The 20,397-nt window shown below is 66.3% G+C and carries 21 protein-coding genes; 4 read left to right on the top strand and 17 right to left on the bottom strand.

Annotated elements, in window-relative coordinates:
- Window positions 1–111 precede the first annotated feature (111 nt).
- Window positions 112–1,059 carry an L-lactate dehydrogenase gene (locus VIK36_RS20765; RefSeq protein WP_324643495.1) on the bottom strand — a complete coding sequence of 316 codons (948 nt, stop codon included), beginning with the start codon at window positions 1,057–1,059 and terminating at the stop codon, window positions 112–114.
- A gap of 86 nt (window positions 1,060–1,145) precedes the next feature.
- On the opposite strand from VIK36_RS20765, the gene ggt reads away from it, so the two are divergent.
- A complete protein-coding gene (gene ggt / locus VIK36_RS20760) occupies window positions 1,146–2,978 on the top strand; it encodes a gamma-glutamyltransferase (protein WP_324643493.1) in 1,833 nt (610 codons plus the stop codon).
- Window positions 2,979–3,065: 87 nt separating this feature from the next.
- Here the strand turns inward: ggt and VIK36_RS20755 are convergent, their stop codons facing one another.
- From VIK36_RS20755 to VIK36_RS20710, 10 genes are all read right to left on the bottom strand, one after another.
- Entirely contained in the window at window positions 3,066–4,580 is a 1,515-nt protein-coding gene (locus tag VIK36_RS20755; RefSeq protein WP_324643492.1) for an amino acid permease, read from the bottom strand.
- A 27-nt stretch (window positions 4,581–4,607) separates the two neighbouring features.
- Window positions 4,608–6,029, bottom strand: coding sequence for an aspartate ammonia-lyase (locus VIK36_RS20750; protein ID WP_324643490.1), 1,422 nt, complete (start codon window positions 6,027–6,029; stop codon window positions 4,608–4,610).
- Window positions 6,030–6,036: 7 nt separating this feature from the next.
- On the bottom strand, window positions 6,037–7,083 hold the full coding sequence (locus tag VIK36_RS20745; protein ID WP_324643489.1) for an asparaginase: 1,047 nt from the start codon (window positions 7,081–7,083) through the stop codon (window positions 6,037–6,039).
- Window positions 7,084–7,112: 29 nt separating this feature from the next.
- Window positions 7,113–7,823: a FadR/GntR family transcriptional regulator gene (locus VIK36_RS20740; RefSeq protein ID WP_324643488.1), complete on the bottom strand. Its 711-nt coding sequence runs from the start codon at window positions 7,821–7,823 to the stop codon at window positions 7,113–7,115.
- A gap of 41 nt (window positions 7,824–7,864) precedes the next feature.
- Window positions 7,865–8,515: a DedA family protein gene (locus VIK36_RS20735; protein ID WP_324643487.1), complete on the bottom strand. Its 651-nt coding sequence runs from the start codon at window positions 8,513–8,515 to the stop codon at window positions 7,865–7,867.
- A 9-nt stretch (window positions 8,516–8,524) separates the two neighbouring features.
- Window positions 8,525–9,283 (bottom strand): phosphatase PAP2 family protein, encoded by a 759-nt coding sequence (locus tag VIK36_RS20730; protein ID WP_324643486.1) that lies wholly within the window; start codon window positions 9,281–9,283, stop codon window positions 8,525–8,527.
- Window positions 9,284–9,393: 110 nt separating this feature from the next.
- Window positions 9,394–10,506: a thermonuclease family protein gene (locus VIK36_RS20725; RefSeq protein ID WP_324643485.1), complete on the bottom strand. Its 1,113-nt coding sequence runs from the start codon at window positions 10,504–10,506 to the stop codon at window positions 9,394–9,396.
- Window positions 10,507–10,659: 153 nt separating this feature from the next.
- Window positions 10,660–11,196 carry a uracil-DNA glycosylase gene (locus VIK36_RS20720; protein WP_324643483.1) on the bottom strand — a complete coding sequence of 179 codons (537 nt, stop codon included), beginning with the start codon at window positions 11,194–11,196 and terminating at the stop codon, window positions 10,660–10,662.
- Window positions 11,197–11,405: 209 nt separating this feature from the next.
- Window positions 11,406–12,287 (bottom strand): cytochrome c oxidase assembly protein, encoded by an 882-nt coding sequence (locus VIK36_RS20715; RefSeq protein ID WP_324643482.1) that lies wholly within the window; start codon window positions 12,285–12,287, stop codon window positions 11,406–11,408.
- The gene (locus VIK36_RS20710; RefSeq protein ID WP_420716231.1) at window positions 12,274–13,509 is read right to left on the bottom strand and encodes an HNH endonuclease; all 1,236 of its coding nucleotides are present in this window, start codon (window positions 13,507–13,509) and stop codon (window positions 12,274–12,276) included. Before VIK36_RS20710 ends, VIK36_RS20715 begins: the two co-directional genes overlap by 14 nt.
- A gap of 258 nt (window positions 13,510–13,767) precedes the next feature.
- Here VIK36_RS20710 and VIK36_RS20705 point away from each other — a divergent pair, with 258 nt between their 5' ends.
- Entirely contained in the window at window positions 13,768–14,280 is a 513-nt protein-coding gene (locus tag VIK36_RS20705) for a hypothetical protein (protein ID WP_324643481.1), read from the top strand.
- A gap of 16 nt (window positions 14,281–14,296) precedes the next feature.
- Here the strand turns inward: VIK36_RS20705 and VIK36_RS20700 are convergent, their stop codons facing one another.
- A complete protein-coding gene (locus VIK36_RS20700) occupies window positions 14,297–14,680 on the bottom strand; it encodes an RNA-binding S4 domain-containing protein (protein ID WP_142070227.1) in 384 nt (127 codons plus the stop codon).
- Window positions 14,681–14,738: 58 nt separating this feature from the next.
- Between VIK36_RS20700 and VIK36_RS20695 the strand changes: the two genes are divergently transcribed.
- Window positions 14,739–15,194 (top strand): hypothetical protein, encoded by a 456-nt coding sequence (locus VIK36_RS20695; RefSeq protein ID WP_324643479.1) that lies wholly within the window; start codon window positions 14,739–14,741, stop codon window positions 15,192–15,194.
- 9 nt (window positions 15,195–15,203) lie between these two features.
- Here the strand turns inward: VIK36_RS20695 and VIK36_RS20690 are convergent, their stop codons facing one another.
- From VIK36_RS20690 to VIK36_RS20675, 4 genes are all read right to left on the bottom strand, one after another.
- Entirely contained in the window at window positions 15,204–16,319 is a 1,116-nt protein-coding gene (locus VIK36_RS20690) for a sulfite oxidase (RefSeq protein ID WP_324643478.1), read from the bottom strand.
- 86 nt (window positions 16,320–16,405) lie between these two features.
- Window positions 16,406–17,275, bottom strand: a complete 870-nt coding sequence (locus VIK36_RS20685; protein WP_255173652.1) for an NmrA family NAD(P)-binding protein — start codon at window positions 17,273–17,275, stop codon at window positions 16,406–16,408.
- Entirely contained in the window at window positions 17,276–18,280 is a 1,005-nt protein-coding gene (locus tag VIK36_RS20680) for an aldo/keto reductase family protein (protein WP_255173651.1), read from the bottom strand.
- 39 nt (window positions 18,281–18,319) lie between these two features.
- Entirely contained in the window at window positions 18,320–18,970 is a 651-nt protein-coding gene (locus VIK36_RS20675) for a hypothetical protein (RefSeq protein WP_324643477.1), read from the bottom strand.
- Window positions 18,971–19,133: 163 nt separating this feature from the next.
- On the opposite strand from VIK36_RS20675, the gene VIK36_RS20670 reads away from it, so the two are divergent.
- Complete coding sequence (locus VIK36_RS20670; protein WP_324643476.1) at window positions 19,134–19,532, top strand: YchJ family protein; 399 nt, start codon at window positions 19,134–19,136, stop codon at window positions 19,530–19,532.
- Here VIK36_RS20670 and VIK36_RS20665 read toward each other — a convergent pair whose 3' ends face one another.
- Window positions 19,533–20,381 carry a TIGR04086 family membrane protein gene (locus VIK36_RS20665; RefSeq protein ID WP_324643474.1) on the bottom strand — a complete coding sequence of 283 codons (849 nt, stop codon included), beginning with the start codon at window positions 20,379–20,381 and terminating at the stop codon, window positions 19,533–19,535.
- Window positions 20,382–20,397 lie beyond the last annotated feature (16 nt).

Raw genomic sequence — 20,397 nt, 5'->3', positions numbered from 1 at the left:
TGTTGGTTCGTCGTTGAGCCAGCCGTGTTCGGGTCAGCGTTTGGCACCTGGAAGTGAGCTTATGCGAACCCGCCGCCCGGGAGGGTTGCGGCGGCGTTGCATGACGCCCTTTCAGAGGCCCAGCGCGTCCATGGTGTGGCGCAGGGTGTCCGCGGAGCGCCGCAGTGCCGCCAGCTCGCCGTCGTCCATGGGCGTTTCCAGGACGCGGTGCACGCCGCCGCGGCCCACCACGCTGGGCAGGGACAGGGCCACCCCGGAGATCCCGTGCAGCCCCGACAGGACCGTGGAAACCGGCAGGACGGCATTGTCGTCGCGCAGGAGCGCCTCCACGATGCGGGCGCCGGACAGGCCGATGGCGTAGTTCGTGGCCCCCTTGCCGGCGATGACCTTGTAGGCGGCCTGCACCACTTCCGTGGCAGTGTCGGCGAGGTATTCGGGCGTGAAGATCCGCTCGCCGCCTTCTGTCCACTCGCGGATGGGCACCGGGCCAATGGTGGCGCCGGACCAGAGCGGGAATTCGGTGTCGCCGTGCTCGCCCACCATGCTGGCATGGACGCTGGAGACGGAAACACCTGCCCGGCGGGCGAGCAGCCAGCGCAGCCGGGACGTATCCAGCACGGTGCCGGAGGAGAAGATCCGTTCCGGGGGCAGCCCGGAAATCCGCTGGGCCGCCACCGTCAGGACGTCGCACGGGTTGGTCACGAGCACGTAGACGGCGTCCGGTGCCCGCTCAAGCAGCGGCGGCATCAGCTGTTCAAGGATCCGCACATTGGTGCCGGCCAGGTCCAGCCGGCTCTGGCCCGGGTTCTGCTTGGCACCGGCCGTGATGACCACGACGTCGGCGCCTTCCGTGACGGCGATATCCCCGCCGCCGGAAACCGTGGCCGACGCCGCAGCGAACTGGCTGCCATGGGCAAGGTCCAGGGCTTCCGCCTCCGCCTTGGGCGCGTTGACATCGAACAAGGCGATGCTGCTGGCCGAACCACGGATCAGTGCCGCGTATGCCAGCGAGGTGCCGACGCTGCCGGCGCCCACCACGGCGAGTTTGGATCCTGGCATGGTGCCCTTCCTTCCGGAGTCGTTGAGTGTGTCTTACCCGAAGAGTAGCGTGGCCCACATCACTCAATATCCCTTTAGGAGCCACCATGCCACATCTCGGACGCCGGCTCGCAGCTGTTACTGCCGCGCTGGCAATGAGCGTCACCACGGGGGCCATCAGCCCCGCTTCGGCCGATCCCCGGCAGACAGACAAGGACCCCACGGCCACCGGCTACGGCGGCGCGGTCAGTACGGTGGACCCGGAAGCATCAGCGGCAGCCATCGAGGTCCTCCGCAAGGGCGGGAACGCGGTGGATGCGGCCGTTGCCGCGGCAGCCACCCTTGGAGTTACCGAGCCGTACAGCGCCGGGATCGGCGGCGGCGGCTATTTCGTCTACTACGACGCCAAGTCCGGGAAGGTCAGCACCATCGACGGCCGGGAAACGGCGCCGGCAGGAATCAAGCAGGATGCCTTCATCGATCCCGCTACCGGCAAGCCGTACCGGTTCACCCCGGAGCTCGTCACCAGTGGTGTCTCCGTGGGCGTTCCCGGGACGCCTGCCACCTGGGAGCGGGCACTGGAACGCTGGGGCAGCATCAGCCTGGGGGATGCACTGAAACCTGCCATCAAGGTGGCAGACCGCGGGTTCGTGGTGGATGAGACGTTCCGCAGCCAAACCGCAGACAACCAGGCGAGGTTCGAGGCCTTCACCTCCACCAAGGACCTGTACCTGCAGGGCGGCAAGCTGCCCGAAGTCGGCTCGGTCTTCCAGAACCACGACCTCGCGGACACCTACCGCCTGCTGGCCCGCAAGGGCATGAGCGCGTTCTACACCGGCCCGCTCGCCGAGGAGATCGCCAAGACGGTCCAGAACCCGCCCAAGTCCCCGGACACCAAGCTCCCCGTCCCGGTGGGTTCCATGACCACCGATGACCTGGCCGGCTACGAGGCCCTGGACCAGGACCCCACGCACGTGAACTACCGCGGCTATGACGTTTACGGCATGGCACCTTCAAGCAGCGGCGGCACAACCGTGGGGGAGTCGCTGAACATCCTGGACGTGTTCGACCTGCCGGCACTGAAGAATGACCAGCCGGCCGTGCTGCACCACTACCTGGAGGCCAGCGCCCTGGCCTTCGCGGACAGGGGAAAATACGTGGGTGACCCCGCCTTCGTGGACGTGCCCACCGAAGCGCTGACCGATCCCGTCTTCGGCAAGGAACGCGCCTGCGAGCTCGACCCCAACCACGCGGCACCCAAACCCGTGAAGCCCGGCAACGTCACCTCCTACGACGGAACGTGCCCGGCGGAACCGGCGGCGCTCGCCGATGAGAAGGACACGGAGAACATCTCCACCACCAACATGACCGTTTCGGACAAGTGGGGCAACGTGGTGGAGTACACGCTGACCATCGAACAGACCGGTGGCTCCGGCATGGTTGTACCCGGCCGCGGGTTCCTGCTCAACAACGAGCTCACCGATTTCTCCACGGTTTACAGCGCCGAGGACCCCAACCGGATTGAGCCGGGCAAGCGGCCGCGGTCGTCCATGTCGCCCACCATCCTGCTGGAGGACGGCAAGCCGTTCCTGGCACTGGGCTCCCCGGGCGGCTCCACCATCATCACCACCGTCCTGCAGACGATCGTCAACCGCATTGACCTGGGCATGAGCATCCCGGATGCCATTGCGGCCCCCCGGGCTTCCCAGCGGAACACCGAGAAGGTGACCGCAGAGCCGGCGTTCATCGACAAGTACGGGCCGGCCCTGACATCCCGGTTCGGCCACATCCTGACGCCGTCGGGTGACTCCTTCACGTCCGCCTCGGAGATCGGGGCCGCCACCGCCATCGAGTTCCTCGACGACGGACGGACCCTGGCCGCAGCCGAGCCGGTCAGGCGCGGCGGCGGATCGGCCATGGTGGTCAAGCCGTCCAAGTGACGGGCTGAGGCACCTTTAAACCCCGACGGCGGCACTTGGGTTCCGGAATTCCAGAACCCAGGTGCCGCCGTCGGACGTTTAAGGCAGTTACTTCTTGAAGGTGTCAGCCGCCGCGTTGGCGACTACCGGGGACGTCCCGGTGAAGCCTTCGCGGGTTTCGGCGATTTGGCGGATGCGGTGGCGGCAGGCGTACCAGCCGATGACCATGAGTACAGACGCGATGGCGGTGACGAGCATGGTCAGGGGTGAGTCGATGAAGACCATGATGAGGACGCCGACGAGGAAGACCAGCGACAGGTAGCCGGTGTAGGGGGCGCCGAACATTCGGAAGGAGGGGCGTTCGACCCAGCCCTTGTCGGCCCAGCGCTTGAGCTGGATCTGGCAGAGCACGATGGTGGCCCAGGTCATGATGATGCCCACGGAGGCGATGTTCAGCACGATCTCGAAGGCGTCGGCCGGGACGAGGTAGTTCAGCGGGACACCGAGGAGGGAGACGACGGCGGTGATGGCGATGCCGCCGTAGGGGACGCCTGCTTTGTTCATGCGGGAAGCGAACTTAGGGGCCGAACCGTTCACGGACATGGAGCGCAGGATCCGGCCGGTGGAGTAGAGCCCTGCGTTCAGCGAGGACAGGGCGGCGGTGAGGACGACGAGGTTCATGATCACGTCCACGCCCTGGACGCCGATGGAGCCGAAGAACGTCACGAAGGGGCTGACGCCCTTCTGGTAGGAGGTGAAGGGCAGCAGCAGGGCCAGCAGGATCACGGAGCCGACGTAGAACACGGCGATGCGGAAGACCACGGAGTTGATGGCCTTGGGCATGATCTTTTCGGGGTTTTCGGTTTCGCCGGCGGCGGTGCCGACCAGTTCGATGGAGGCGTAGGCGAACAGGACGCCCTGCATGAGGATGATCATGGGCAGCAGGCCGTTGGGGAAGATCCCGCCGTTATCGGACAGGAGGCTGATGCCGACCTGCTGGCCGTCCACGGGGGTGCCGAAGATGACGAAGTAGGTGCCGATGATGAGGAACGCGACGAGGGCGGCGACCTTGATCAGGGCGAACCAGAATTCCATTTCGCCGAAGACCTTCACGGAGACCAGGTTCAGGGCCAGGACGACGACGAGGGCGGTCAGTGCCCAGGCCCACTGCGGGACGTCGGCCATCCAGGGGATGTAGTTGCCGAAGAAGTGCATGTAGAGGGCGGCGGCGGTGATGTCCACGATGGTGGTGGTGGCCCAGTTGATCCAGTAGAACCAGCCGGAGACGAACGCGGCCTTTTCGCCGAAGAACTCACGGGCGTAGGAAACGAACGAACCCGAGGAAGGCCGGTGCAGGACCAGTTCGCCCAAGGCGCGCAGGATCAGGAACGCGAAGAACCCGCACACCGCGTACGCGATAACCAGGGACGGTCCGGCCGCGTTCAACCGGCCGCCGGCGCCCAGGAACAGGCCGGTACCGATCGCACCGCCGATCGCGATCATCTGGATCTGCCGCGGCTTGAGGTTCTTGTGGTAACCCTTGTCCTCCGCGTGCAGGGAGGTCTCGGACGCATGCGCGTGACCACCATCAATCAAGTGGTCTGGAAGGGGAGTATTTGTCATGGGGGTGTCCTTTGGGGGAGGTGGGGACTACTTGCTGAGGTTGGCCAGGCGTTCGGGGCTCAGGAGTTCCTGGAGCTGGGCGTCGGTGAGAAGTCCGTGTTCGAGGACGAGCTCGGCCACGCCCTTGCCGGTGGCAAGTGCTTCCTGCGCGATGGCGGTGGCAGTGGCGTAACCGAGGTGGGGATTCAATGCGGTGACCAGGCCGATGGACTGCTCCACGGTGCGGCGCAGGTGGTCGGTGTTGGCGGTGATTCCACGGATGCAGCGCGCCGTAAGGGTGCGGCAGGCTGCCTCGAGGTGGGAAATGCTCTTGTGGAGGCTGTGGACAATGATCGGTTCGAAGGCGTTGAGCTGCAGCTGTCCGGCCTCGGCGGCCATGGTGATGGTGACGTCGTTGCCGATCACCTCGTAGGCCACCTGGGAGACCACCTCCGGGATGACCGGGTTGATCTTGCCGGGCATGATGGAGGACCCGGACTGCACGGCCGGCAGGTTGATTTCGCCGAAGCCGGCACGCGGGCCGGAGGAGAGCAGGCGCAGGTCGTTGCAGATCTTGGACAGCTTGACGGCCACGCGCTTGAGCACGCCGGACAGGTGCACGAAGGCGCCCACGTCCTGGGTGGCTTCAATGAGGTCCACGGCGGTCACCAGCGGCAGCCCGGTAATCTCCGCCAAGTGCCGGCAGGCTGTTGCGGCGTAGCCGGCAGGGGCGTTCAGGCCCGTGCCGATGGCGGTGGCGCCGAGATTGATCTCGTGGATCAGCAGCTCGGCCTCCGCCAGGCGCAGCCGGTCTTCGCCGATGGTCACGGCGTAGCTGCCGAACTCTTGGCCGAGGGTCATGGGCACGGCGTCCTGGAGCTGGGTGCGGCCCATCTTCACCACGGTGCGGAATTCCAGGGCCTTGGCAGCGCAGGCGTCCTCGAGTTCTTCGAGTGCTGCCAGCAGTTCCCGGGCGGCGAAGATGGTGCCGAGCTTCACGGCCGTGGGGTACACGTCGTTGGTGGACTGGCTGAGGTTGACGTGGTCGTTGGGGTGCAGCCGCGCGTAGTCGCCCTTGGGGTGTCCCAGGATTTCCAGCGCCCGGTTGGCGATGACCTCGTTGGCGTTCATGTTCGACGACGTCCCGGCACCGCCTTGGACGACGTCCACCACGAACTGGTCGGCCAGGCGGCCGGCCATGACGTCCTGGCATGCCTGCTCGATGGCGTCGGCGCGTTCGGCGTCCAGCAGGCCAAGCTCGCGGTTGGTGCGGGCGGCGGCCAGTTTCACGGCGGCAAGCCCGCGGACCAGGGGCATGTTGGAGGACAGCTTCTGGCCGGTGATGGGAAAGTTCTCCACGGCGCGGAGCGTGTGAACGCCCCAGTAGGCGTGCACTGGCACGTCCCGGTCCCCGAGGAGGTCGTGCTCGGACCGGACCTGTGCGGGTGCGGCGGTTTCGATGGTTGTCATGGTGTCCTTACAGGGCTTCGTTGACGGGTGCGGACAGGTGATTCAGGAAGTCGGTGGCCAGCAGCCGGCCCACCTCGTGGCCGCCGCCCAGCACCGGGGCCGTGGCGATGCCGGCGAGCGGCTCCGTATCCACGCCCAGCGCCTCGAGCAGGCGGACGGTGGCGGGCATCCGGGCGCGGTCGCCGCCGTCGGAAATCTTGACGGCCACGGCGCTGCCGTCGGGCAGGCCTACCAGCTGCACGCCTTCAAAGCCGTCCTTGGCCACGGCACCGGGCAGCAGACGCATCAGCCCGGTGACGTCCCGGCCGTCGCCCGCCACCATCCCGGGGTGCTGCTGCATGGCGAGGCCGACGGCGGCTTCGGGGCTGCCGTCGTCGTCCGCGGCGGCCTGGGCGATCCGGCCGAAGGCGCGGGCCATGCCGCGCAGCGTGAGGGCGAACAAGGGAGTGCCGCAGCCGTCCGTGCTGACGGCGGCCGGCTCCTCGCCGGTGAGGTCGGTGACGGTCCGGGCCGCCAGCTGCTGCAGCGGGTGGGAGGGATCGAGGTAACCCTGGACGGGCCACCCGTTGATCACGCAGGTGGCCACCATGGCGGCGTGCTTTCCGGAGCAGTTCTGGGTGACTTGGGTAGCGCTGCCGCCGGTGCGGAGCCAGTCTTCCCGCTCGGTCGTGCCGTAGGGCAGATCGGTGCTGTTCTCCAAGTCCGTGGGGGCGAGCCCGTGCAGTTCGAGGATGCGCAGCGCGCCGTCGCGGTGCGCTGCCGCACCTGAATGGCTTGCCGCGGCCAGTGCCAGGAGGTCGGCGGGAAGTTCAAGGCCGGCGCGGACCATGGCCACTGCCTGGAGGGGCTTGAGCGCTGACCGGGGGTAGAACGGTGCCAGGTGGTCCCCTGCCGATGCCGCCACTGAGCCGTCAGCCGCGAGCGCAAGCGCGGAGCCGTAGTGGACACTCTCCACGAGGCCGTCACGGATGGCGGCGACCAGTGGGGTGTGCTGCGGCAGGGACAACCCCGCCGGGGCAGCAGTGTGGGCAGCAGAAAACACGGGGGATGGCATGGGGTCCTTGAAAGGTTGGTTGGATCTTGTTAGCTGTTGAGGATGGAGTCCAGGGCCACGCCCACGGCTTCCAGGTGGTGGGCCATGGCAGCGCGGGCCTCCTCCGCGGAACCGGTCTCGATGGCGGCAAGGATCTGCTGGTGTTCAATATCGGAGGCATGCTGGCGGTCCGCCACCATGTTCAGCGTCTCGGATTGATGCGCCAGCGCGTCCCGAATGTCAGCCACGACGCTTGCGAACACTTTGTTGCCGCTGGCACGGGCGATGGTGGCGTGGAAGGTGGAGTCCATGGCTACCCAGGATTCGGGATCCGTTTCGGTGGCCATGGCACCCATGATGTGGCGGAGGGTGTCCAGTTCCTCCTCCGTTCGACGCTCTGCGGCAAGTCCGGCGGCGGGAATTTCGATGTGGGGGCGGGCTTCGGTAAGGTCACGGGCGGAGTACTGGCCCAAGGTGAGGTCGTTGGCCACCTTGCTGGCAATGACAAAGGTGCCCTTGCCGGTCCGGGTTACCGTCAGGCCCAGGGCGGTGCAGGAGCGGAGGGCTTCCCGGATCACCGAGCGGCTTACTCCGTACTGCTGCGAAAGGGTGGCCTCCGAGCTGAGTTTGCTCCCCACCGGGATGCTGCCCGATTCGATGTCCTGGCGGATGGCGTTGAACACCGCCTCGGCAGCGCTCAGCCGGGCAAGGGGACGGAACGATGCAGGCTGTCCTGCTGTCCGGCTGTCTGACAGGTTCACGCCTTAAATATGGCACTGGTCACAGTTGCTGTCAAACCCTCCTATGAATTCGGGGCATTGTCCTGCCGCTGGTTGGCCGTGCGCCGCCGTTGCTGCCGCCGTCGTGAACGGACATGCCAGGCGATGAGTGCCGCCACTGCCACTAAGGCGATCACGACGGCGAGGTCCCGGCCCACTGCCTGGGCCACGGTCTCGTAGGAGTTGCCTGCGAGGAAGCCCAGCAGGACGAAGCCGACGCCCCAGGCCACGCCGCCCGCAGCGTTGTAGGCGATGAAGCGGCCGTAGGGCATCCGGGACGTGCCGGCCAGGGCGGGCATGACGGCGCGGAAGAAGGCGGTGAAGCGGCCCAGGAACACGGCGGACCCGCCTCTGCGCCGGAGGAAGTCCTGCGCGTTTTCCAGCCTGCCGGAGTGGCGGGCCAGCAGCCTTGTCTTCATGAGCCGGGCGCCCAGGTGCTTGCCCACCTCGTATCCCACGCTGTCGCCAATGACGGCCGCGGCCACCACCAAGGCCATCATGGTGCCCAGCTGCACTTCGCCCCGGCTGGCCACCACTCCGCCGAGGACGGCAGCGGTTTCGCCGGGGATGACGAAGCCTACGAACAAGGCGTCCTCCGCGAACACCAGGCAAAAGACGGCGATGTACGCCACGAGCGGGCTGACGTTCAGGAGTCCGTCAATGAAGCCCGTCATGGCAGTGGATCAGGCTCGGGGCGCCGGGACGGGGCCGAGCTTCGCCAGGAAGGGTATGCGGGCCAGCAGCGCCAGGCCGAACCGGTTCCACAAGCCCGTCAGGAACGCCGCACCGGTTGCTGCGGTGAGGAAGGACGCCGTGACATCAGTTGGATAGTGCACGCCGAGGTAGACGCGGGAGAATGCGACGGCAACCGCCACGACGATCCCGAGTATGGCCGCGGGCCGCTGCCACTTGGTGCCGCGGGCCAGCAGGAAGACGGCGATGGCCAGCGCGGAGGCCAGTGCCACATGTCCGCTCGGGAAGCTGTCCGTTCCCGGTTCGGGGATCAGCGGGTTGAACAGGGCGGTGGAGTCCGGCCGGTGCCTGGCCACGAGTACTTTGAACAGTTCGCTGCTGACCCAGCCGCCGGCCGCCACTAAGCCCGTGGCCACCGCATTCACGGGGCTGCGGCGTACCAGCAGCAGGTACAGGCACAGGGCGGCGATCATCAGCACGCCGCCTGCCGGGCTGAACACCACATTGATGAACATGGCCACACCCGTCAGCGGCGCCGTGTGATCATGGCTCAGCTCGGCATCCACGGACATATCTGCGGATGTCAGCGCGGGAATAAACCGCAGCGCCAGGCCGGCAGCCACGATCAGGACAGCCGCCGTGACCGGCACGGCAATCCAGTGCCGGAGCTGGGGGAGGGCCGCCATACGTACGGCCGCAGCCTCTGCTGGGGATGCCGCCTCGGGGGAACGGTTGGTGTGGGACGTCAAGGTTCAGCCTGGTTCTTTCGCCGGTCAGGGTACCTACGAGTATGCCCACGTGCTTCTGAAAAATCCCTGACAGTCCGGCTCTCGGTTCTCACCGAAGCGGTCCGCCATGGTCAGCAGGGCCTCCACGTTTTGCCGCCGGGCGCGTAGCAGCGCGGCCCGGTGTACTTGGTGGAGGGTGCAGGCGGAACGTACGTTTGCGGGGCTGGCGCAACGTATGGTGCCGGGTTTGGTGCTGGCACGGGCAGATTGCGTAGACGTTCTGCCTCAGCTGCCGCTTTCCGGGCTGCTTCATCGGCTTCAGCTTTTGCTGCAGCCGCGGCCGCAGCAGCCTCGTCTGCTGCCTTCTTCTCTGCCGCAGCCCGTTCCTCTGCTGCTTTGCGTTCGGCAGCGGCCCTGGTTTCAGCCGCCACACGCTCCTCCTCGGCTTTCTTCTCTTCCGCGGCCAAGGTGGCTTTCAGGGCCTTCGTATCTTCCGCCTTCGTTTCTGCGGCGGTAATTTTCTTATCCAGATTTGATACGTGCTTGGCCAACACGGCAGTTGAAAGCCCTGCCCACAGAAGGGCGCGCTCCGTTGCTTTGTCCCCGTTGAGGACCTTTCGCAGTGCCTTCGCCGTGGCCACCTTGGCTGCGAGTACGCCTGCGGCCGTACCCGCCGCGGCAGATGTTGTTGCTGGTGAAGCCGCGGTGGCGGTTTCCAGCCCCTTCGTTGTGTCAGCCAACTGAGCCGGAAGGGTACAGCCAATGCTCTCGGAGAAGAGCCCGGCCTTAGCCGCTCTGGCCTCTTCGTATGCGGCTGTTACAGGCGGGAGGAATTTTCTGTTGCCGCCGTACTCGACCGGGATCCCCAGTCCCTGCTGCGCAATTTTGGCATTGACCAGGGACCCGTCGGCTGTGAAGACTCCTGCGAGAGTCCTGCCGTACTTGTCGTGGCGCTCGGCGTCGAACTCGAGTCTGACCTGGGTTCCCTTCGGGAGCAGGCCCTCAAGGTACTTTGAGGCCTCCGGTCCGAGGCATTCGACGGGTTGGTTTGGATCCTTGGTTTCAGGGGTGTCAATATTCAGCAACCGAATGGTGTGATCGCCATTGTTGATGGAAACCACCACCGTATCCCCGTCGACCACGCGCACCACGGTGCCGGTACCAGCGTTGGCAGCTGCACCCGCAGCGAATGATCCTGCGACCAGGCCAGTGGCCGCCAGCGATGCAATTATCAGTTTCTTCATGCCAAGTTCCCCCAGTTTCAGGAAACGAGGCCGATCGAATGCTCTACCTCGGAGAATCCTGAGTGTTTACTCCACTAATGCTGGAGATGGAGAAGCAAGGACTCATCAAGAGAGGCTCAAGGAACGCGCAGTTTTTTTGAGCGGCAGAGCGCGCTACAGGTGCTGGATGCCCGCCCGCTGCATCGCATCACGGTAGATTTCGACGCTCTTGGCGAGAAGCTCTTCCTGCTTGGCCTCGGAAACAGCAAAGGCCCTGCCGCCGAGGGCGGAGGCCTTGTAGATTTTGATGCCGCTGTTCTTCAGCGATGAGTGATAGGTCTTCTCAAAGAGCGTCAGGAACGTGGACGCGTCCGTGCCGTGCGCGATGATGGCCGAAACACGGGAATTGATCTTCAGGAACTGGCGGAACGGGCGGAGCCCATCGGTCTTTTCCTGGACACTCAGCGCAGAGGGGCTGACGCTCTCACGCACCCAGGGGTATGCATTCCAGGGCATGACGTAGCGGGGGTCCAGCTCGGCCAGCTCATAGATCTGCGTGGCGCGACGGGCAGCTTCGTCGTCGTTGTTGTGGGAGACAAATCCGGACTCGGTCCCTTTGCCGGGGCTGGCCTGGAGGCTGATGATCCTGCATTCGTCCTCGTCGTGGACGGGGTCGATATAGGGGACAGTGGAACCAGGCTTTTTTTCCATCAGCTCATCGCAAAGTTGGGTTACCTTCGCGATATTCGGTTCCTGTAGCAGGGCCTTTTTTTCGTCCCAATCAATCGTCACGATTTCTCCCTTGGCAGCGAGGCGTCCAGAATCAGGCGTCCTATGTCACTCTACGCTTCCCCGGGAAAGGGTGGGCACACCGAATTTCGCACTTCCCTTTCCGGGGCCGGGCAGCGGGCGTGGGCTGGTTACTGCCGCCCACGCAGGTGTTGGTTTTGAAGTTCGTCGAACTGCTCGTCGGTGAGTTCGTCGAAGGCGCCTGCTTCCCTCTTGTCGCTGCGTGAGAAGCGGATGAACATGAGGATGATCAACGGCAGGTCCAGTACCTCGCAGATGAACCACAGTAAATTTCCCGCGAACTGCTGGTCCTGGAGAGCGTCCCGGAACCACCATTGAGGATTGGGAACGGACATCACGTGATCGAGCACCTGGCCGTTGAGGCTCAGCAGGATGCCGGGGACCGCGTCGATCAGCAACTCGATGAACACGAACATGAATTCAAGGGTCAGGTAGGCGCTGGAGCGCTGGAAGTCGGACTCTTCGATGATCGGCAGTGCCATCAGCATGCCCAGCAGCGGTACGCCAACCATGAGGAGGGCGCCTGCCAGGGGGTCGGTCCGCAGCGTGAAGAAGGCCGGCGTGAGGAACGTGGAGAAGAGGGCCAGGCCCAGCAGGGGTGCGCCAAATGAATTGCTGACGAACCGTACGGCCCTGCTGGACAGGACCTTGTCCAAGCCTGCTGTGCCCTTGGGCGGCAGTGCTGCCCGCGCCAGGGTTAGGGGTTTGCCCAGGCCGATCAGCAGCGGGACGACAAAGAGCAGCAAGGATATTTTGATGGTGAAGGCCCACCGTTGCTGCCCCCCGTAAACCCCGGTGAATCCACAGGTGAGGACAATGAATGAGCCCAGGCCCAGGACGTAAAACGCCACCGCCCGCCAAACCTGCCAGCTCCGGCCCCGGCGCGCGGCTGACCGCATTCCCCACCCGTACAGAACGCCGGCCACGGCGGCGAAAGCCGCGGCGGCCCAGTCGAACTGCCAGGAAGAAACAAGGATCTCAAGGGGTGGCACGCGCCAAGGCTAGCCGCCGTTCCTGAGAGCTGCATGACCGTGCGCTTCCTGCAGGTGGGGTGCCGGGGAGCGGTGGTGCTGTGGAGTGGTAGGTGTGGCCGGTTGGGGTGGTGGTTGCCACGGTGTGGCGTGGGCCGGGGATGGTTTGTGCGGCCCATCCTGGGGTTTCTTTGGTGTGGTTGCAGGCTTCGCAGAGGCCTTGGCCGTTTCCGGCGGTGGTGGGTCCGCGGTGGTGCCAGGCGGTGACATGGTCGTGGTGCCTGATGGGGGCGTCGCAGTAGGGGGTCCGGCAGGTGTTGTCCCGGATTTGAAGGAAGCGTTTCAGTGCTGCCGGGAAGAGCCGGGCTGTGGAGTCCATCGCCACCAGCTCACCGGTGCCGGGGGCGGTGTGGAGCCGTCGGACCCAGAGGTTGAGGTCGTTGTCACCGGGAGCTGTGAGGGCGATGTTTCGTGCCTGTTCGGCGGGGATGGTGCCGTAGCCGGGCAGCCGTGCGGGTTCGGTGTCGGCGTGGAGGAGGGTGCGGTCGGTCATGACGAGCTGGATCTGAACCCCGCTGATTCCGCCGGGGGTGCCGGTGACGCGTTCGACGAGGGTGTCCGCCATGACCTGTCCCCGGGACCGGTCATCACCGCCGCTTCGGGCGGTGTCGGCGTCCCGGCATAATGCGGCGTAGGCGGCGACGCCCTGGGCGGCGGGGAGCAGCGCGGTCAGGTAGGTCATGGTGTCCGGGGCCGGGCGCAGGCTCACGCACCGCCCGGCCACGGCCCGGCTGGCGCGCTTCGCGACCGAGGCGGGGTCCCGCCGGTACGCGGCGGCGCGGACCGCGGCGGTAATGGCCTTGTCTCCCAGGCCGTCCAGGGCTCCGGTGTCGGCGGCGAGTTCTTCATCCACCGCGGCCCGGTCTTGGGCCGACAGGCAGATGGTGTCCTTCACGATCAGGGTGGCCCGCCACTCATTCAAGAGGCCGGCCCGGAACGCCTCGAACGTGTGCGGCATGCCGGTCAGGGCCTTGGCCAGGCCCAGCAGCCGGGAACCCCTCGCCGGTGGTTCACGCCGGGCCAACGCGATCTGCGCCGCGACCCCGGCGCCCTGCCCGTCGGCTGGGACCCCGGCAACTGCCTGCTCCCGCCGCTGGGATAAATCAAACGCAACAGCGGTATCAGCCTGCCGGGCACCCGCCAGCGACTTCAGGTCCTCCAACCCACGGATCTGATCGATCATTTCCGCACCATCCGCAGGGACCGGAACGCGCGCGAGCAGGATCAGGACATCCCCTATGGAAGGTGCGGCGGGCGGGTATGGCGTGGCACCAACAGCGGAAGGTTCGGCGCACCGCACCCCCTGCTGTACTGACGCCGATTCCAAAACCGCTTCCATGACCAAAGTCTTCCACCGGGGTGTGACAATCCCGGCCACCCAAAGTCCCTATGTGGAAAACGCAAACGCAGCAACGGCCCGGGCCATACTGTTCAATGAATTATGCAGTTCACCAGGAAGGGCCTGAAGGTCGAAGGCTTCGCCGGATTCCGGCCTATCCGAAACCTCGAAACCATGAGGATTCCGCAGGGCACAGGCCTCTTCGCCGTCATTGCGCCGGAAGATTTCCAGGCGCGCTTTCTCACGAAAAGCACCGCCGGAGTCTTCAAGAAGAAGGACCCTTCCCTCCCCGAAGCCGTGTTGGCCACCGAATGGGTGGACGCCGCGGTCGTTCTCTACGTGGGAAAGGCCGGACCCGGAAGCAAGGGTAACCGGGGGCTTAGGCGCCAGATCCAGGAGTTCGTTGACTTTGGGCAAGGAAAGCCGCCCGGCCACTGGGACGGGCGGCTTATCTGGCAGCTCGCCGACGCGGGATCACTGGCCGTTGCGTGGAAGGAACTTCCGGCCGGCCAGCTGAGCAGCACGGAAGCGGGTTACCACGCTGCCTTCGTGGAGGAATATGGCCGGTTGCCGTTCGCCAACCTGGTGCAGGCACGCACCAAGGCGGGTGCCTGACGCGGCAGCACGTCCGCTAGGCAGGGCCCCGCAACCGCTCCATCTCGCGGCGGTCCTTCTTGGTGGGCCGTCCGGCGCCCCGGTCGCGCTGCGGCAACCCAAGCGCCGGAAGGACGGGCCGCGGGGGAGTGTGGTCGGTGAAGCAGTGCGACGCAGCCTCGGCCCCCACGCGTTTGGCAATGAGCCGCCGCACCTCAAGGATGCGCTCGTACCCTGGCATGCGGACCGTGACGGTATCACCGGTCACCAGCGTTGCCGAAGCCTTGGAGGGGTTGCCGTTCAGCCGGACATGCCCTGCGCGGCAGGCTGCAGTGGCGGCAGACCGGGTCTTGTAGGCGCGGACGGCCCACAGCCACGCATCGATTCGGACACTGGCGGGAGCGGATGGGAGGCTGGTCATGATTGGCACCGAGTATAGCCCCGCAGGCGTCACCCCATGCCGCTCTTCATGCAAAACTGTGAAGACCCGCCAGGAAGAGAGCACCGTGGAGCCCCACAGCCCGTACCAGCACGACTATGTCCTTTCCCGGCAAGGCTCCATGCAGAAGCCGCCATTGCCGGGCTGGGCCCGGGCCTTCCGCACAACCCTGCTGGTCCTGGCCGGCATCCTGCTCCTGCTCCTGTTGCTTCTGCTGACGATGGCCACATCGAGGGTCGGAGGCGATCTGTACCATGACAGCACTGTGGCCTTCCTGCAGGGGATCGTCTGGATTGGGTTGGCACTTCCCGCTCTGGGCCTTCCCTACGTGATTGCCAGCATCATCTACGGGGCGCTTTGGATGAGTACATTGCGCGGCAGGGGTTACCGCGGGTACCCGGCCACTTCGTGGATGCTTGTGGCCGGCCCCGCTGTTGTCGGGTTGTCCATCCTGGCCCTGGTGGTGCTCGTCATGCTGCCGGCAAGCATGTTGTGAAGACCGCCTTCATTCCACCGTCACGTTGACCCGCTGCACCACGTTGTTGCCCATTCCCTGGTAGTTCCAGTTCTGCTCCAGCGGCTGGGTGGCACCGGTAATGTCCGTGGCGCGGCAGGCCAGGACGTGTTCGCCCGGGTCCGCGACCCAGGGCAGGCTCCACCTCCGCCACGCGAAACCACCTGCAGGCTTATCCAGGTGGGCTGGCAACCAGGTGCCGTCAATCCCCACCTCGACAGCGGTCACGGCACCTTCCCCGGACCATGCCCGGCCCTCCAGCATCACCGGGCCCGCACGGAGGAAACGCCGCCGGGTGAAGAAGTCCGGGACACCGGGCGGGACCATCAACGAACGCACCCTGATCCGCGAAACCGGGCTCCCGCCGTCGTCCGCGGAGCTCTGGTAGCGGTAGGCAACCTGTTGCTGGAACCCGGTGAACGGCGCCCTGGCCACCTCGATGGACTCCAGCCACTTGACGCTGGCCATCCCGTACCAGCCCGGGACCACCAGCCGCAGCGGGTAACCATGCTGCGGCGGCAGAACGGCTCCGTTCATTTTGTAGGCAAGGACGACGTCGGGACGCAGGGCCTCGCGAATCGGCAGGCTGCGTGCGTAGCGCTGGGGGACGCCGCCCTGCACCCCGGCATCGGCCCCGGTGAACACCACCTCCGCCGCGTCCGGCAGCACACCGGCCTTGCCCAGGAGATAGGCAAGCGGCACACCGGTCCACTGTGCGGTCCCCACCGCCTCCAGGACCCAGGGTTGGCTGAGGGGCCGCGGCTCCAGGAGCGACCTGCCATTGCCCGCGCACTCAAGGGTGACGGGCACAGTGATGGCCGGGTCGCGGCGAAGCGCGGCCATGCTCAGCTCAAGGGCACGTTCCACCGCACCGCCGATCCGCAGGTGCCAGGAGGAAACGTCCAGGTCGGGAATGTCGAAGTGCGTGAGGACGTAATGGAGTCCGGGCGGCGTGACCTCGCGGCGCAGTGCCTCCAGCGGCATGGAATGGTTGCGGGCGGCGAGCTGCAGTTCCTCCTGGGTGAGCGGGCCGGAGGAAGGCTCTGCAGCCGGCGCCGGAGCGTGTGCCGGCTCCTGCCGGGTGGACTGTTGGTTGCTGGGATTCATGGCGGTGCGATTCTGCTCGGCGGACTAAAGGCCCCCCGCCACAGGTCTACGCCGGGCCAACCCGCCCGTCAATGAAATTAACCGGGCTACAGCACCGGCCGGGTCAGGAACTCGGCCAGGCTGATGGGGTCCTGCCCGGTCAGTCCATGCACATCCGGCGAAAGCCCTGCCATCTCGCCCGCCGCCATCGCCGTATAGGTGCTGACCCACGCGTCCAGCTGCCACTGCGGGGCGCCGTAGGAAGCCCGGGACGCGTAGGCTTCCTCCACCGTCTCCGGCTGGTAGCGCACCGTCCGCCCCGTGCCGGCGCTCAGCACCTCGGCGGCCTGCGCCATGCTCAGTTCCTCCGGGCCGGTCAGGTGGTAGGTCTTGCCCTTGTGGATGGCAGGATCCCGCAGCACGGCGTGGGCGCTGCGGGCAACGTCCTCCCGGGCTACCCCGGAGAAAACGCCATCCCCGGCAGGACCCCGGATCACGCCGTCGTCGCCGGTCATCAACGGCAGGAAGTCGAGGTAAAAGTTGTCGCGCAGGAAGGTGTACGCCATCCCGGACGCCTTGATCCGCTCCTCCGTGGCGTAGTGGTCCCTGGCCAGGGTGAAGGTGGCATCCGGTGCCGCCCCGTAGAAGGAGGTGTACACCACGTGCTCCACCTCGGCAGCCGCAGCAGCGTCCACGAATGCGTAGTGCTGCTGCAGCCGGTCTTCGGCCTCGGCGGCGGACACCATGAACAGGACTTTCGCGCCGTCCAGCGCCTGGCGGGAGGCGGCGCCGTCCCCGTAGGAACACACCACCGGATGCGCATCATCCAGCTGCGGGGCCCGTGCGGCGTCGCGCACCAGCAGGCGCTGGGCGAAACCGGACGCGGCAAGTTGCCGTGCCACCATTCCGCCCAGGCCTCCGGTGGATCCGGTGACAGCGAGGTCCGGCAGGTCCGGCAGTTCCGTCGGGGACGCCACTTAGGCTTCCCGGGTGGCCGGCGACTTGGTCTGTGCGGGGTCGCGTTCGGCGAGGCCACCGACGGCGTCGTCGATCCGCTTGAGGACCTCCGCCTCCAGCTTCACGCCGGCCGCGCCCACGCTGTCGGCAATCTGCTCGGGACGGGAGGCGCCCACGATGGCGGACGCCACGTTGGGGTTCTGCAGCACCCATGCCACAGCGAGCTGCGGCATGGTGAGCCCGGCTTCCTGGGCAATCGGCTTCAGTTCCTGCACGGCTGCCAGGACGTCGTCGCGCATCCACCGCTGGATCATTTTGGCGCCGCCCTTTTCATCCGTGGCGCGGCTGCCTTCGGGGGCGGGCTGGCCGGGCAAATACTTGCCGCTGAGGACACCCTGGGCCATGGGCGACCAGACAATCTGGGACACGCCCAGCTCTTCCGACGCCGGGACCACCTCGGCCTCGATCACGCGCCAGAGCATGGAGTACTGCGGCTGGTTGGAGATGAGCTGGAAGCCCAGTTCCCTGGACAGCCTGTGGCCCTCGCGGAGCTGTTCCGCGGTCCATTCACTCACGCCGATGTACAGCGCCTTGCCCTGCCGGACGATGTCCGCGAACGCCTGCATGGTTTCTTCCAGCGGTGTTTCGAAGTCGTAGCGGTGGGCCTGGTAGAGGTCCACGTAGTCGGTCTGCAGCCGGCGCAGCGAACCGTTGATGGATTCCATGATGTGCTTGCGGGACAGGCCAAGATCGTTCTTGCCCTTGGGGCCGGTGGGGCCAAAAACCTTGGTGAATATTTCCAGGGACTCGCGGCGCTCATCCTTCAGGGCCTGGCCCAGGACGGTTTCCGCGGCCGTGTTGGCGTAGACGTCCGCCGTGTCGAAGGTGCTGATGCCGGCATCGAGGGCCGCGCGCACGCACTGGGTTGCGACGTCGTTTTCCACCTGGGAGCCGTGGGTCAGCCAGTTGCCGAACGTAATTTCCGAGACTTTGAAGCCGCTGTTTCCGAGGTATCTGAATTCCATGTGTTCACGCTAACCCACATGGTTGCCCGAGGTAAGGGCTTAGCCATTCTCCTTGGCCTGCTCCTTGAGCACCTGCTGCGGGCCGGCCAGGGAAACGAGGGACCCGGTGTCCAGCGGCGGCATCGGATGCAGCGGCTGGGGCTTCTTGAAGGACCGCGGCATCTCGTGCGGCGGCCGGTGGTTGTGCAGGGCGGATTCCACCAGCGGTGCTACCTCGGAGACCTTGTCCGCAGGCACGGCCGGATCCGGAAGATCCCGCACGGACAGTTTGATTTCCGGCGCAGCCGCGCGCGCCCTGGCCTGGGCGCGCTTGTCAGCCTCCGCCACAGCGGAGGCCCAGTCTTCGGCGAGGACCTGCGGTTCAGGGCGGGCTGCGGCAAGTTTCGGGTGGCGTACGACGGCGGTGCGCAGCGAGTCTTTCAGGCGGCCCGGCTTCAGCGCGGCGGCACGTTCCCGGAACGTCATCCGGGGGCGGACCTGCTGGGCGGGTGTGCCGGCGAAGCCGGCGGAATCCCGTTTGCCTGGCGCCCGCCCGAGCAGGGTCATCAGCACGACGGCCGTGAGGCGCCCCAAACCCGCGAGGACCAGGGTAATAACCCCGAGCAGGAAGAGGACCAGGAACATCAGGAGAGCCACGCCCATCGTGGCCAGGAAGGTCAGGTTGAGGACGAGGGTGTCCGGGTTCTCCACGTCTTCTCCTCTCTGGCCAACATCCTGGGCCCGCGTCCGGCGCACAGGGCCGGGCGCAAAGCTCCTTCTCCACCATACGGATTTTTGTCCGGCCATGCCCGGGTGGGCAGGGCCCGGTGCCAGGTTGTAGCGAAGCTGTTACCCGATATGACAGCATCACCGGGTGACCGCATCAATAGATTCCGCAAACTGCATATGTCTGTCCGGAGATCCCTACGCGGCGTGCTGTGGCCGGTTCCATTCCGGCCGGGCGGAGGCCGCAACGGCGGAACAGCTGATGCGGTCCCGGTACAGCGCCTTTGCCCTTCTGGACGAGGCCTACCTGCTGCGAACGCACCATCCGTCCACCGCGCCGGCAGCCCTGGACCTGGACCCTGCCATGGAATGGCGCCGCCTGGACATCGTAGCCACCGGCAACGGCGGCCCCTTCGACACGGAAGGGACCGTGGAATTCAAGGCGTTCTACCGGCACGGCAAGGAGCGCGGCGTCCTTCATGAGAACAGCCGGTTCGTCCGGGAGGGCGGACGCTGGCTCTACGTGGACGGCGACATCCTCGCCTGACTACTCCTCGTCGTCGTAAAACTCGCTGTCCGGGGTGAACCCGGCACGGTCAACCTTCCGGTGGAACCGCATGCCCGCCAGGCCACCCAGCACCGCACCCACGAGGGCCACCACGGCAACGACGACTGCGGCGATGATGCTGGTAGTGGTGAGCTGTCCCTCATTGATCGGGATGCGCGGAAAGCTGTTCAGGTTGGCCAGGACGTTGAACTGCTGCCCCGCCACGAGTCCCAGGACGGCCACCACGATGGCCGCGATCAACGCCCACACCCACACCATGAGCCCCTGCTTGGCGCCGTTGAAGCGCGCCATCCGGCCTGCCACGTAGCCGCCGCAGTAATAGGAGAGGAACAGGATCACCAGCAGGACAATGATTCCCACCAGTCCAACGGTGCCGCTGTTCTGCGCCGCCTGGTTCACGGCCTGGTTGACGTCCGTGTTGTTGGCAAGGCCCACGGCGGTCCCGGCTGCTGCCACCAGTGCGGTCAGCAGGACGGCCATGCCGGTGGCGGTCAGCCAGCCAAAGAAGGCAGAGCCAACCTTGATGCCCCCGAACCTCTCCTTCTGGCGCGCCACGGCGGTTTCCCGGTTGGCCAGCGTTGGGTCCGCCACGGGCGCCACCACAGGTGTCGCCGTAGTCGGGGCGGGTTCATACGTCCGCTCCGCCGTCGGCGCCACGTAGTCCCGGTCCACGTCCCGGTCGCGGTCCCTTGGGCGAACTGGTGCCTGGTCCATCGAGCGCGTGGCGGCATCATCCGCGGCTGCTTCCCGGTGGCTTCCGCCCCGGGTGGTTTCATCCTCCCGGGCACGGCGGGGAGGCAGGTTCTCTGGGTCCGTTGAGCTGCTCATGGCTCAACTCAACCAC

The sequence above is a fragment of the Pseudarthrobacter sp. LT1 genome, from assembly GCF_035621795.1.
In the GTDB taxonomy this organism is placed as follows: Bacteria; Actinomycetota; Actinomycetes; order Actinomycetales; family Micrococcaceae; genus Arthrobacter.
This window is presented reverse-complemented; position numbering and strand designations above follow the sequence as displayed.